General features: G+C 57.1%; 10 protein-coding genes and 2 pseudogenes. 6 read left to right on the top strand and 6 right to left on the bottom strand.

Going from position 1 to position 13376, the window contains the following annotated elements; all coding sequences use genetic code 11:
- Nucleotides 1-47 precede the first annotated feature (47 nt).
- The 3 genes from MME58_RS15630 (at nt 48) to MME58_RS15620 (ending at nt 2725) form a co-directional block, all read left to right on the top strand.
- Entirely contained in the window at nt 48-1019 is a 972-nt protein-coding gene (locus MME58_RS15630) for an NAD(P)H-dependent flavin oxidoreductase (protein WP_055007094.1), read from the top strand.
- Nucleotides 1020-1091: 72 nt separating this feature from the next.
- Nucleotides 1092-1871 carry a hypothetical protein gene (locus MME58_RS15625; RefSeq protein WP_055007095.1) on the top strand — a complete coding sequence of 260 codons (780 nt, stop codon included), beginning with the start codon at nt 1092-1094 and terminating at the stop codon, nt 1869-1871.
- Nucleotides 1868-2725 carry a DUF6282 family protein gene (locus MME58_RS15620; RefSeq protein WP_054987115.1) on the top strand — a complete coding sequence of 286 codons (858 nt, stop codon included), beginning with the start codon at nt 1868-1870 and terminating at the stop codon, nt 2723-2725. Before MME58_RS15625 ends, MME58_RS15620 begins: the two co-directional genes overlap by 4 nt.
- A 52-nt stretch (nt 2726-2777) precedes the next feature.
- On the opposite strand, the gene MME58_RS15615 is transcribed toward MME58_RS15620, so the two are convergent.
- The 3 genes and pseudogenes from MME58_RS15615 to MME58_RS15605 form a co-directional block, all read right to left on the bottom strand.
- On the bottom strand, nt 2778-3956 hold the full coding sequence (locus tag MME58_RS15615) for an LLM class flavin-dependent oxidoreductase (RefSeq protein WP_054987116.1): 1179 nt from the start codon (nt 3954-3956) through the stop codon (nt 2778-2780).
- A 91-nt stretch (nt 3957-4047) separates the two neighbouring features.
- Nucleotides 4048-5016 (bottom strand): annotated as a pseudogene (locus MME58_RS15610) (LLM class oxidoreductase); the annotation flags it as partial.
- Nucleotides 5013-6578, bottom strand: a complete 1566-nt coding sequence (locus MME58_RS15605; protein ID WP_054987117.1) for an MFS transporter — start codon at nt 6576-6578, stop codon at nt 5013-5015. The gene MME58_RS15605 and the pseudogene MME58_RS15610, both read right to left, overlap by 4 nt.
- Nucleotides 6579-6736: 158 nt before the next feature.
- On the opposite strand from MME58_RS15605, the gene MME58_RS15600 reads away from it, so the two are divergent.
- Nucleotides 6737-7633, top strand: coding sequence for a LysR family transcriptional regulator (locus MME58_RS15600; protein ID WP_055007096.1), 897 nt, complete (start codon nt 6737-6739; stop codon nt 7631-7633).
- A gap of 42 nt (nt 7634-7675) precedes the next feature.
- On the top strand, nt 7676-8320 hold the full coding sequence (locus tag MME58_RS15595; RefSeq protein ID WP_054988459.1) for a glutathione S-transferase N-terminal domain-containing protein: 645 nt from the start codon (nt 7676-7678) through the stop codon (nt 8318-8320).
- Nucleotides 8321-8685: 365 nt separating this feature from the next.
- Here the strand turns inward: MME58_RS15595 and MME58_RS15590 are convergent, their stop codons facing one another.
- The 3 genes and pseudogenes from MME58_RS15590 to MME58_RS15580 all read right to left on the bottom strand — a co-directional run bounded on the left by MME58_RS15590 (nt 8686) and on the right by MME58_RS15580 (nt 11025).
- A complete protein-coding gene (locus MME58_RS15590; protein WP_223813526.1) occupies nt 8686-8859 on the bottom strand; it encodes a hypothetical protein in 174 nt (57 codons plus the stop codon).
- 11 nt (nt 8860-8870) lie between these two features.
- Nucleotides 8871-9452, bottom strand: a pseudogene (locus MME58_RS15585) (pectate lyase family protein); the annotation flags it as partial.
- Nucleotides 9453-9720: 268 nt separating this feature from the next.
- Nucleotides 9721-11025: a GAF domain-containing hybrid sensor histidine kinase/response regulator gene (locus tag MME58_RS15580; RefSeq protein WP_054988461.1), complete on the bottom strand. Its 1305-nt coding sequence runs from the start codon at nt 11023-11025 to the stop codon at nt 9721-9723.
- A gap of 442 nt (nt 11026-11467) precedes the next feature.
- Here MME58_RS15580 and MME58_RS15575 point away from each other — a divergent pair, with 442 nt between their 5' ends.
- The gene (locus MME58_RS15575; RefSeq protein ID WP_054988462.1) at nt 11468-13075 is read left to right on the top strand and encodes a M10 family metallopeptidase; all 1608 of its coding nucleotides are present in this window, start codon (nt 11468-11470) and stop codon (nt 13073-13075) included.
- The last annotated feature ends 301 nt before the right edge of the window (nt 13076-13376 follow it).

The raw sequence follows: 13376 nt of genomic DNA, 5'->3' as shown, positions 1-13376 counted from the left end.
CCGCTTTCGTCTGACATTCACTCGGATTTGCACAGGGGTTATGCGCGATGGCCATGATCAATACAGCACTGACTTCGCTTCTCGGAATTGAACACCCTCTGATGCTGGCCCCGATGGGCGGCGCCTCAGGAGGGCGTCTGGCGGCTGCCGTATCCCGGGCGGGGGGGCTCGGTCTGGTGGGGGCCAGTTACGGCGACCCGCAATGGATGGCGCACGAGCTGGAGATGATGCAGGACGTGCAGCAGCCCTGGGGTGTGGGTCTGGTGATGTTTACCGTGGCGAAGCATTTCGAATTGCTTCACCTGGCGCTTGAGTATCGCCCATCCGTGGTGGCGTTATCGTTTGGTGATGTGCGTCCTTTTGTCCGGCCCATTCAACAGGCCAATGTCAAAGTCATCGTCCAGGTTCATGACGTCGATCAAGCGCTTTACGCGCTGGACGCCGGTGCCGATGCGCTGATCGTGCAAGGGGCCGAGGCGGGCGGTCACAGTTTGCGACGCGCTTCATTGCCGCTGTTTCCGGCAGTTCGCGACGCGGTCGGGAAGGATGTTGTGCTTGTCGGTGCCGGCGGGATTGCCGACGGACGGGGCATGGCTGCCGCGCTGGCGCTGGGTATGGACGGCGTGATGATGGGCACACGTTTTCTGGCTTCGCAGGAGGCGCTTCCTTCCGAGCGGGTAAAGCAGCGCCTGTTACAGGCGGTAGCGAAAGATACGGTGCGCACCCGGATCTTCGATCAGGTGCGCGGCATCGACTGGCCCGAGGGCTACAGCGGGCGAGTGATCGGCAATGAATTTTCCGCCAGTTGGGTGGGCAAGGAGCAGGCATTTGCGGCATCGGCGGGTCAATTGCGTCTGGACTATGAAGCGGCCATGGCGGCCGATGATGTGAGTATCCGGGCCATCTGGGCGGGCGAAGTGGCGGATCTGATCAAGGATGTATTGCCCGCGCAGCTCATTGTCGAGTCGACCCTGCGCGAGTATGCCGCCAGTGTCGAACGCCTTCGCACAACCCGCTGACCCATCAGGATGAACCAACGACCGGACCCGCTTGAAACAGCGGGTCTTGTCATTTTTGCAGGAGCAAACGCCATGAGCCATTGCATCACCTGCCAGACCTTTGGTGTCGGGCAATCAAGCGTATTCATTCTTTCGCCGGTAATGCCGGTCTGGGATGCGGGTGGGTTCGCTCAGCCGCTGATCGAGCATTTCACGGCAGCCGGTTATCAGGTCACAGTTTTTGATTCACTGTCCCTGCCAGTGGTGTCCGGTGAAGGCTTTGACGGATTTACCCAGCGCTGGGTCTGCGCGCTCGAGCCGTGGGGCGTGCCGGACGTGCTCGTCGGCGTGGCCCTTGGCGGCGCGCTGGTGCAGGCGCTGGCAGGTACTTCGTGGCTGAGGTCGACGCCTGCCTTGTTGTTGCTTTCTTCACCCGCCAAAGCCGACAGGTTGCTTGATTCCAGGCTCGGGCGTATGGCGGATCTGGCAGAAGAAGGGCATGTCGAGCATGCCAGGTACTTGCTGGACAATCTGGTATTGCCAGAAGGCCAGGTGCAGGAAGCACTGGAACTGCTTTGCACTGAGAGTGACGCCATGCTCTCGACACAAGGGCAACGTCTGACACTGGGGTTCCGGCTGCTGGGCGGTCTGGACATCAGTGAGTGCCTGCTCGATTACCCAGGGCGAGTGCTGAGCGTGTTTGGCGAAAAGTCCCAATTGGTGGGTGCGAACCATGTGCCGCGCACCAAGGGCCGAAAACAGCGTTCACTGTGCGTGCCTGATGGCGGGATGCGTCCGCTGGCTGATGACCTGGGTCGGGTACTGGAGAGCATCGATACCTTTCTGTTAACCAGTCGCGAGTGCGTGCAATGAGTCAGGTCGAGGAAGCAGGCTTTATTGATGTGCACTACCACGCCAATCCTGACGCGTTCGTTCGCCGTCATGGCGCGATTGAGGCGGGCAGGCGCTATGCAGCGGTACAGGGCCGGGTGGTGCTGAAAAATCACCTGGGGTGCACCGCGGCTCAGGCGTGGGAAGCACGCGATCAGGGCTTTGCGGTCAGCGGTTCAGTGGTGCTGAACGAGATTGCTGGCGGCATTGACTACCGTGTAGTGGAGCGCAGCTTGTGTTTGCGGGGTGATGAACCCGGGCGTTTCATTGTTCACTTTCCAACCGTTACGGGCAGGACCCATACCAGTACGCTGGCGCGCAATTTGAGCCATCCGCTGTTGCAGGAAAAGCCCATCAAGCCTGCCCGAGTGACAGCGCAGAACGGACGCCTTACGCCTCAGGCGCTGGATATTCTCAAGATGGCGCGTGATTATCCGCTGGTCATATCGACAGGGCATGCCGATGCCGACGAAGTCAGGGCGCTGATCGACGAGGCCGTGCGGATCGGCGTGCCGAGGTTGATGCTCAATCAGCCAGCCAACCCGTTGACCGGCCTGAAAGCAGCCGAACTTGCGGTTATCGGCAATGAACCATCCGTCTACATCGAGCAGACGGCGCTGACTTACTTGTTGGGCTATCAGGATGAGCAGGATTTCAGCGATGTACTGAGCCGTGTGCCCAATGTGGTCTACAGCTCGGACCTGGGCCAGACCAGCCAGATCGATGTGCACGAGTGGTTGTCGATGAGCGGGCAGTGGTTCGACGCATTCGGTCTGAGCAGCGAACGCCGCGCCCACATCACCCTTTGCAATCCGCAACGGATGCTGGCCATTTAAGTCGTCCGGGTAAAGGACTCCCAGGATACGGCGTTCAGGGAGTCCTTTCGCATCAGGCTACTTCGGCGGCGACACCCGACGTGATTGCCTCGACATTCAACGCTTCGCGCAGGCCCGCCTGTTCCATCAGCGGCAGTGTCTCCCGCACAAAATCCTTTATGCCTTCATGGTAATCAAGCCATGTCAGGGCTATGCCGTCGATTCCCCAGTCAGCGTATTTCTTGAACAGTTCGACGATCTGCTCCGGTGTGCCTACCAGGGGTACGCCTGCAAACCCCGCCTTGAAATGAAAGCGGAAACGCACCGCGTCTTCCGGGGTGAAAATACCGGTCTGAATCCCCAACTCGCCCGTGATGATATCGCAGCCCTCATCGTCACCCATTTCAGTGGCGTAATAGTCCAGGTAAGCGTCCGCTTGTTCCTGAGTGTCTTTCTGCACGACGTAGCCATAACACCAGATTTTTATGTCGCGCCCGAACTCCTGCCTTGCCAAGTCCTTGTAGGAGGCAATCTGTTGCCGGACGGCTTCTTCACCGTCGAGGTGTTTGATGATCAGAAACGCGGCGTCACAATGCTCGGCGCAGAACCGTTTGCCGCGTGGTGAGCCGCCTGCGTTGATCAGGTAGGGAGTGTTGAGTGGCTGAGGCTGCGAGATAGCGTCGCAGATGGTGAAGTACTCGCCTTTGAAATCGAATGGTGTTTGCTGTTCCCAGGCATTTTTGGCAATGTGCAGCCATTCTTCTGCGTAGTCATAGCGTTTGTCGTGCTCCATCATGTGGCCGCTGAACATGCGCATTTCAGCCCCGTACCAGCCGCACAGGATGTTCAGCCCGAAGCGCCCGCCGCTGATGTGGTCAATGGTCACCGCCTGCTTGGCTGCAAACAGGGGGTGCACGGTGGGCAGATGCGAGGTGGTGAAGACTGCGATCTGGTTGGTCAGGGCTGCAATTCCGGCAGCCCAGGTGTAGGTTTCGAAACAAACGCCGCCTGTGTTGTTGGTGCCGCCGAAACCTTTCCAGCGGCCCACCGGTATGAATGCTTCGAATCCTGCATCGTCGGCTACCCGGGCGATTTCCAGATTACCTGCCCAATCGTCTCCACGCAGGCGTTCCGGCGCATTGGTGACGGTGCAGCCGCCTTCGGTATTGGTGGAGAAAACCCCCAGCTGTATCTTGTTGCGACTGCTGCGCATCGGGTTGGTCTTTATCGGATAAGATTTTTCAGCGCGCATGATGACCTCCCAGGTCGGTTTTGATGTCGTTCTTCCTTGCTGAATCCTGTGCCGACAGCGGCCGTGCAGACGAAATGTTCGTTGATGCATGATCATTCCGTCGGGTCGGGAAATACGGCAGCACATACTCCTCCAGCTCCTGCAACACTTCAGTGGCCGGGCGTTTCAGTGGTTTCAGGTTAAGCGCAACATGCGAAACCCCCTGTTCCCGTTGACGCTGCCACAGATCGATGAGGGCGTTTCGTCCAGTACTGATTCCACGGCCGACTTTCATGGGCGCGTCCTTGTTGTCGTCAAGATCAAAGAACGTCGCATAGCCGTAGGGCTTGAACCGTTTCTGCTGATTGGCATCGCGCCAATGACTGATCACCTCTGGCAAGGTGTTGAAGCCGCTCTGGTGCCATATCCAGCCGTCCATATGATTGGCCAGCCATTTGACGTCCTGCTGACAGCGGCCAATGGCGAGCATCGGCAACCGTCCGAAAAAAGGTTTCGGCAGTAGATCCATTGCGCCATTGAGATGCCCGTAATAGCGCGACGAGAATGCTGGAAACGAGCGCTCGGTCACCGCGTGCAACATCTCGATACCTTCTCTGAAACGCTCTGCACGCGTGTCGAAATTCTCACCGAAGGCGGGGTACTCACCGGGCCTGTCACCCGTCGACAAGCCCAGCAGGAAACGCCCCTCCAACAACACATCCACGCTGCAGGCCTGTTTGGCGACCATCATTGGATTGCGCAGCGTCAGTACGATGCCGGCGGTCCCGATGCAGATTTGTGTGGTCACTGCGGACAGCAGTGCTGCATACACAAAGGGATCGAATATCTGACCTGCATCGCCAAATCCGGGGTCAAGAAGCGGTACATCCCGGAGCCAGAGTGCAGCGAAGCCGGCTTTGTCTGCCTGCCTTGCGAGGGCCACGTGGTCTTTCATGGTGGGCGCTGCGGCATCAGGATAACCTTCCAGTGGCGCAATCAGACCGAACGTGAGATGGCCCGGTGTGAATACTTTTGCGAAGGCCGGGTGCCGGTTCGTGTCGGGTAGTTCATAGGCTTTCACTTGGTTTCACCCGCCAGATCAAGGGCGTCGGACGGCTCCACTGGCGGCTCCTCATGAGCGCGCACGCGCCCGAGCAGGACAAAGACAGCCACTGCCGTGAGTACGGTGGCTGCGCTGAGAATGAACAGCAGATTGCGGAACGCGATGGCGTACTGCTGGTGCAGCAGCTCAGCCTGGCCGGGTAGAAGACCGATCGCATTCTGCAGGTCGCCCAATGCGGCGCGGTTGGCCGCATCGGTCACTGTTTCAGGTGCGACAGCCTTCAATGCGTCGAACAGGCCCCACTGAATGAACGTGGCGAGCAGTGCACCTGCGAACGCAATGGCAATGCCGTCGGCGGAAACGCGCACGGCATTGAAGATGCCGGTAGCCATGCCGGCGCGTTCCTTTTCGACCACGCTGATCGCCATGCCGTCCATCAGCCCCCAAGGCAGGCCGATACCGATACCGATCAGCGCCATCGGCAGCAAAGCGGTTCTGATTGCGCCGCTGTCCAGTGCCAGTGCAAGCCACAACAGCCCGACGGCTACCAGCAGCAGCCCGACGCCGGACAACAGCCCGGACGTGAAACGACGCGCCAGTTGCGCGGCAAGCATCGGCACGACCAGCAAGGGCGCAGCGAGGGCGGTCATCATCTGCCCGGTTTCCAGCGCGCTGAGGTCGTCGATACCAATAAAGCGGGCTGGCAACATGATGATCAGTACGACAAAGAAAAATGCGGGGCTGGCCGCAAGAATCTGTACGCCGACAAAACGCGCGCTCCTGAACAGTGACAGATCGAGCATCGGCCTGGCCACGCGCTGTTCCACTGCGATGAATATCCAGAACAGCAGCAGTGAACCGAGGATGCCGCCTACGACCAACGGATGGGTCCAGCCGTCTTCAGGGGCGAGCAGGATCGCGTAAGTGAACAGGGTCAGTGCCGCGGTAAAACTGATAGCGCCTGGCCAATCCATCCCTGTGGCATCGGGATCTCTGGATTCCGTGGCGCTGAACAGCACCAGAAAAAAACCTGCGACGCCGATAAGGGCAGTGGCGTGGAATGACCATTTCCAGCCGGCCGAGTCAACCAGCGAGCCAGCTGCAAGAGGACCGAACGCCAGGCCTATGCCGAACGTGGTGCCCAGCAGGCTGAACACCCTGGTGCGCTCAGCCCCATGAAAGGTCTGGGCCAGCGATGACATTGCTCCAGCGAATGCCGCTGCGCCGCCCAGGCCCTGAATCAGTCGAAGTACGTCGATCTGGACGACGGATGAGGCCACTGGGATGGCGAAGGTGGACAGCACGAATATCGCCAGCCCGATCAGCCACACGCGCTTTCTGCCGTAGATATCCGTCAGGCTTCCTGCGGCCATCATGGCGCTGCCGTAAGTCAGGATGTAGGCGTTGATGACCCATGTCAGTTCGACGGCAGATCCACCCAACGCCTTGTTTATCGAGGGCAAAACCACTGCAGGCCCCGTGAAGCAGAGTGGAATCAAAATGCCTGTCAGGCAGGCGGCAAACAGCTGTCCCCACCGTCTGGTAGAGGATGAGGCTTGAACCTGGCTTACTGAAGTCATGAGCAATTTCCCTGTGAAGCGTGCGCAGGTTTGGATGAATTGCACGCGTTTATCCAAGGGCAATCGCCCTGCCGGGAGATTAGGGGTTGCGTATGCAAACAAAAACAGGCTTATGTTCCGAACGTATAGGACAAGGCTGTCCTTAATAGGAGTGGGTATTGGAATCGCTCGGTAGCATTTCGGTGTTTGTTCTGGTGGCGGAAACACGGAGTTTTACCCAGGCAGGTAAGCGGCTGGGTATTTCATCGTCGGGGGTAGGCAAGAGTATCGGTCGTCTGGAAGAGAGCCTGGGTGTCAGGCTCTTTCATCGCAGTACGCGCAGTATCGCGCTGACCCTGGAAGGTTCGATATTTCTTGAACGCTGTCGACGTGTTCTGTCCGAACTTGAAACGGCAGAAATGGAGTTGAGCAACGCCAGAGATATGCCCAGAGGCAGGTTACGCATCAGCCTGCCATTGGTCAGCGGGCTGGTCATGCCGGTGATCATCGACTTCATGCGTACCTATCCCGAGATCGAACTGGACATCGATTTCTCGGACCGCATGGTCGATATCATCGAGGAGGGCTTTGATATCGTTTTGCGCACGGGAGACCCCGGCGACTCTGGCCTGATGTCGAAGCGTATGGGGGGATTTCAACTGACGATTGTCGGTGCGCCGGACTATTTTGACCGGCACGGCATACCTGAACATCCTGCGGACTTGAGTCGACATGCCTGCCTGTTGCACAGGTTTCCCTCTTCGGGCAAATTCGAGCACTGGCCGCTACGCCGGGAGGCAGGTGCCGATGATCTCGATTTACCTCAGGTGATGGTGTGTAACACGACTGAAATCCTTGTCGATGTTGCGCGTGCAGGGTTAGGAATTGCCTGCCTGCCGGACTTCATGATTTCATCGGCCATTCGCAGTGGCGAGTTAGTGCCGATACTGACCGACTACACGGTACATACAGGGAGTTTCAGGTTGCTCTGGCCATCCAGCAAGCACCTTTCGCTGCGTCTGCGAGTATTCATTGACTTTATGCACGCCCGTTTGTTTGCTCCCCCGGCAGTGTGACTGTGCGGATTGAGCATTTAGCACCTGACTAGGAGCATTGGCATGTACACGCTTTTTGGCGTCGAGCGTTCGGGTTCTGCAGCCATCGAGATAGCGCTTTGGCGCTGCTCGGTTGCTTTTACCTTGTTCAGAGCCTGTGGATGGGAAGAGGGGCCTGGCAAGGAAGCGTTGAGACGGGTCAATCCACTGTTGCAGGTGCCCACACTGGTACTGACCGATGGCTCGGTACTGACGGAAAGCGCTGCGATCCTGATTCATCTGGGGCTGGAGCACCCCGAGTCCGGACTTCTGCCCGGCAACCCCGCACTGCGTGCTCAAGCCTTTCGCGCATTGGTGTACATCACTGCCAACTGTTATGCCCCTATAGGGATCATCGATTACCCGCAACGCTGGCTGTCGGACTCTGACGAAACGCTCGATGCGGTACTTGAATCGGGAACCCGCGCAAGGCTGTACGAAAACTGGGAGACTTTCGCCGACCTGTTTGGTCGCGCAGACCTGTGGTGTTGCGATGATCCCGGTGCCGTGGAAATTCTGGCCTCTGTCGTAACGAGATGGAGCGGCACACGCGAGCATCTGCACGCAACCCGGCCTGACTTTCATGCGTTGCTTTTACAGGTCGACGCCCAGCCGGTGGTCAGTGCGGTACTGCGTCGTCACTGGGGCTCCAGGTGCCTGGAGACATGATTGAAAGAGGCCGGAAATAAAGGACCGAACGTCAGCTGTTCGGCCCTTTTGAAAGGGGTGACGTCAGGGTGGGATTGAACCACCGCCTCTCAGTTGTCTGGGTATCCTAACCGCTAGACGACTGACGTCATAAACAACCAAGTAAACCGTTGCCGGAAAGCCCCGTAGTTGCTTTGTTCATGGCTCTATTCTGCCGGGCTGCAGGCCCTTCGTATGCTGTCAGAAATGTCAGTTTTAAGACGTTTCAGGCTTATCGGAAGCATTGCCTATACCACTATCAGGCGCATGCCTGCGCTGCAACCCCGGCCGGTCATCGCCTGTTTTCAACTTGCCTGACCTTCGCCCGTCGACTTTTCGTACAAAACCTATTTCAGCGGTCCCAGCACCTTGCGATAGTGTTCTTCGCCACTGCGGGTCTGTAGCGTGAGTCCGATTTCCAGCCCGTCGGGATTGTCTTCCTTATGGCTATCGAGGGACTGCCAGCCGCCGACTGTTTTCCAGATCCTTATGTTTATCTCGACGACGTGATCGAGTACCACTATCCCTCTGCGCTGCCGATCACCAGCGATCCGCTATCACGGTAGACGCTGCCGTCATAATCGGCTGCAACTTTGCTGCAACCACTGATGCCGCTGATATCGAACACATGACGCTCAGCGAAGATTCTGGAACTTTTGCCCACGCCCTGGGCATACATAAACGGGTAGACCTTATGGCGGGTACTTCCGGTGTGATAGTTATTGTAAAGATGAACCTGGCCAAAACGTACACGGGGCCCGCGAGAGGAAATGTTCTCGAATAACGAGTGGTGGATAGTGACTTTCAGTTTACCGTCATCGGTCGTTTTAGTGTCGTTGGAACCGATCAGGTTATTCTTTTCATGGTTGCGGAAAATGGAATAAGAGATGGTGACATGATTGATCCATACATTGCTGGCACCCTCGGCCGTCAGGCCGTCGTTTTCCTTGGCGTAGAAAAAAACCTCCCTTATCTCGGCACTGCTGGAGGTGCCGACAATCGTGGTTTTGCCGGGAATGCCCGGACGGGCGCGCTGCTTCATGTCCGAGGTCTTGGTGTATGACTTGCCCTCGCTGACATCAATCAGCCCGGTCACTTTGATGATCCGGCCATTCCCACAGCAAACATCCTGTTGCCAAGGCAGTAGCGCAAACAGAATGTTTGCTGTCGATTGAATATAGTCACGAATCGGCAAACGGGATTGCCGTGTGTGTATTTTTTTGTAAAAAAGAAAGAATGCTGTTTGTTTTTTAAAGGCAGTTATTGGTTGTTAAGTGCAACGGTATTGTGATGATGAAGAGGCTGTAATTCATGCGCTGAATGAGCATGCCGCAGCCTGCTATTCATGTAATGAATATCAAGGCTGCGGGGTGTGAAGGGGGTTAAGCCGTTACGTTGATCGGCCCCAGTATTCTCAGATAGAGATGCACGGTCGTGCCGCTTCCCGGCAGTGTCTCGACGCGTGCTCCTCCGCCTGCATTGACCGCAAACTCCTGCACCTGGACGAGCCCTAGACCGGCACCCGGATCGGAACTTCGGGTGGTGAAGAAGGGCTCGAATATCTGTTCCTTGAGTTCGGCTGCCATGCCAGGGCCATCATCCGTCACGCTGAGTACCAGATAATCGCCTTCCGGCAGTCGAGGATCTTCCTTGACGGATTCCAGTCGAGTGGCGATATGCACTTTGCCTGGCCCGGACATCGCGTCGCGGGCATTGGTCAGGAGGTTCAATACCGCGGCATGCAGCTGCGCTTCTGCGCACAGGACGCCCCAGCCTGGGGCGGAAAGGTCAAACGACAGCTCCAGTTCGTCGCCCGCCGAGCGCAGTAACAGGTCGCGGGCTGCATCGATCCGTTCGCTGACATCGATGCAGATCAGGTCGGGTCCGTCCTGACGAACGCTGTTCAGCAGGCGGGTAACCAGTTGACGACCGTGATCCACAGCCCGCAGGCCGGTATCGCTTAGCGTTTCGACATCGATCGGGCGGCGCGAACGCATGCGGATAAGTTGCAGACTGGCGCTCAGCGCCTGAAGCAGGTTGTTGAAATCATGCGCGATGCTCGCCGTGAGCATTCCCAATGACGACACCCGTTGTGACTGGCGCAGGTTGCGCTCCATCGCCAGGCTTTGACTCTGCGCGCTTTCGAGTCCCAGAGCCAGCTCTGCAGCATGCTGGTCACGCTGCTCTGTCAGCAGACGATACTGCATCAAGGCTGCAGTCTGACGCGCCAGTGCCAGCAGTGCCAGACGCTGTTGTTCGGTCAGCACACGCGGCCAGATATCGATCACGCACACGGTGCCCAGCGCATGGCCTGAGTCGGTGCGAATCGGCGCGCCCGCATAAAACCTTATGTAGGGAGGCCCCAGCACCAGCGGACTTTCCTTGAAGCGAGGATCGGTGGTTGCATCTTCCACCACCAGCACATCGGAGGGTTGCAGGATGGCATGGGCGCAGAATGCCAGATCGCGGTGGGTTTCTTTTACGTCCAGGCCGATGCAGGCCTTGAACCACTGGCGCTCTCGGTCAACCAGCGAGACCAGAGCGATAGGCGCGTCGCACAGCGTGGTGGCGAGCAGCACGATGTCGTCGAAGTCTTGCTCGGGCGCGCTGTCCAGTATCTTGAGGTGCTCAAGGGAGAGGACTCGTTCTTCCTCGTTGGCGGGAAGTGGCGCAGGGTGGTGGGTCATGTGGGCGCACCGCGATCAGATGAAATTAAGGTCTTATGATGCCTATGATTTGTAGATGGCAGCAAGGCATACGCCGCATAAATCAGCACGGCCCGAGCAGGCCCTGACGCTCTGTCAGCGGCGGTAGCAACGGCCTGCCGGCCATCGAGGCTGAATACCGGTGCCCGTTGTCGCCAGGATAATCACTCTCAACACGCATGACCGGGGTTTGAAGTGATGTAACTGGGCGCATTGTTAAATGATGGGCGTCATAAAGTTTAAAGAGGCGGCTTAATAAAAAATTTGCTGTCGTCAATCGTGCGCAACGGTAGACTTTTGCACTCTAACTGTAACTTATTGTGTCCATATTTTACCCGTTGTGTAATAGACTGCCTGCCGGTTTTTGCCTTGGCAAAGATCATTGGTTAATCACTAACGTCTGTATTCTTCAGGAGCAACGCCGATGCCTGGCCCAAATGATTCAAGCCCTGCCGAACTTTTGCCCGAGGGGGCGTCCGATGACAGAGTCACCAGCCTGTTATGGGGGCCGTTCTGGTTAGGCGATACGACCGGTACCCATCTGACTTACAGCTTTCATACCGCTGACTCCGTCTACGCCACTGACTACAGTCGTTCTCAGGAGCCCAGCGATGCTTATTCCCTGACTGATGCTCAGGCTGCGGCGGCCAGAAGCGCGCTGGATGCATGGAGTGCAGTGGCAGATATCAAATTCACCGAGGTTCAGGACACCGCCGACAATGTCGGAGACATCCGTTTAGGTGGTTTCAAGAGTCTGAATGGCACTGTGTTTGGTCAGGCTTACGCGCCAGGTACGCTGGGCCGGTCCGGCGATGTCTGGATCGGGCCGAAAGTCAATGCGGCCGACCCTGCCAAAGGTACGGATGATTACCTCACGTTCATGCACGGGACGGGTGTTGCACTGGGCTTGAAACATTCGTTCGAAGCCACTCAATACAACGACGTGCTGCTCGATGCCAAATTCGAAGATGCCCGCTACACCATTATGAGCTACACCAATAATTACAGTTTCAAACCCACCACGCCGATGTTGCTCGATGTGGCCGCCATGCAGTTCATCTACGGTGCCAACACGAGTTATCACACGGAAAACAACGTCTACAAATGGGCGCCCGATCAGTCGGTATTCGAAACCATCTGGGACGCGGGCGGTAAAGACACGATTGATGCCAGCAATCAGGCGTCGTTTGTCAAGATCAACCTCAACGAGGGTGAGTTCAGCACCATCGGCAAGGCTTTCCTTGATTACAACGAGAATCCGGACGTCCCGACGCTGATGAATTCGGGTCTGGCGATTGCCTATGGTGCGCACATTGAAAACGCCATCGGTTCTGCTTTCAATGACACATTGATCGGCAACGACCTGGATAACGTGCTCGATGGTCGCGGCGGTCTGGATACCCTGATCGGCGGGCTTGGCAACGATACTTATGTTATCGATCAGGCCGACGAACTGGCACTGGTTCAGGAAAAGGCCGATCAAGGCACTGATACGCTGAAGATCACCTACAACAACACCTCCGCTGTGGCAGAGGTCATCAACCTCAATGCCGGACCGTTGGCGAACTTTGAGAACGTCCACGTCAAGGGTGAGGGCGCTTTCACGTTGCTGGGCAATGATCGTAACAACACGCTGACCGGCAATGACGCAGACAATGTTCTCTTCGGCGGTGCAGGCAACGACAAGCTGGTGGGTGGTCTGGGTGCCGATATCATGACCGGAGGCACCGGCGCTGATCGTTTCGTGTTCAATAACCTGGCGGAAATGGGCAAAGGCCACGCCAGCGACGTGATCACCGATTTCAGTAGTCAGCAGGGCGACAAATTGAGCTTCCTCAAAATGGACGCCAACGTGGACACCAAGGCCCTCGATGCTTTCAGCTTCATTGGCAGCGGCGAGTTCACCGGGGCTGGCCAACTGCGCTTTGCCGACCATGTATTGTCGGGCAACGTCAATGGCGACCTGCATGCAGACTTTGAAATCCAGTTGGTCGGTGTGACCGAGTTCCATGCTCACGATCTGGCAGTCTGATCGCTGACTTGAAATACGCTTGCAACGTCAGAACCGCGCCATGGACAGGCGCTGTTCTGTCTGATGGTCCATCGTCCTTCTTTTTTCTTCTTCCGGCTTTTTCAAGTGCGCACCGCAATTGGGCGAGTGGCGACTTTTGCCGTTTTTTAGCACCGCGACGGTGCTGTTACAAAATTTAAAACCACAAATTCAATATATCCAACAAAACCCACTTGACTCATCATTGCCTGCTGAATGTAATGCCCCGACGGTCGTTTATGTCGAGCATTGCGCAGAGGTATTAACATTGATCGAGCCCAAG

The sequence above is a fragment of the Pseudomonas syringae pv. tagetis genome (assembly GCF_022557255.1).
Taxonomy (GTDB): domain Bacteria; phylum Pseudomonadota; class Gammaproteobacteria; order Pseudomonadales; family Pseudomonadaceae; genus Aquipseudomonas; species Aquipseudomonas caricapapayae.
This window is presented reverse-complemented; position numbering and strand designations above follow the sequence as displayed.